The sequence below is a fragment of the Natrialba sp. PRR66 genome (assembly GCF_034808065.1).
Taxonomy (GTDB): Archaea; Halobacteriota; Halobacteria; order Halobacteriales; family Natrialbaceae; genus Natrialba; species Natrialba aegyptia.
This window is the reverse complement of record NZ_JAXHGN010000092.1, coordinates 1-275: the sequence shown is the minus strand read 5'-3', so window position 1 is coordinate 275 and position 275 is coordinate 1. Positions and strand designations below refer to the sequence as shown.

General features: G+C 55.6%; 1 pseudogene. It reads right to left on the bottom strand.

From position 1 onward, the window contains the following. A pseudogene (locus SM755_RS23605) lies at positions 1-275 on the bottom strand (hypothetical protein); the annotation flags it as partial.

The following is a 275-nucleotide window of genomic DNA, read 5'->3' as shown; positions in this document are numbered from 1 at the left end:
CAATTTGTTTCCATAGTCACCGTAGTCGATGTCCCGACCGTATTGCTCCTCAGCTCGCTCCACGGATTCGCCTGCAAGCGCACACCACTTCACGAGTTCCGGGTCGCCAAAATGCGGGCTTCCAACGACGATGCCAACGCGCTTCTCCGCAAACGTGTTCACGCCTTTCGTCGCACCGTAGTGAGTCCGGTCATCGACAAGCTCGTCAAGACCAGATGGTTCGTATAGGCCGATTGCTTTCTTCGATGAGATGAGGGAGGGTAACTCCTGTTCGG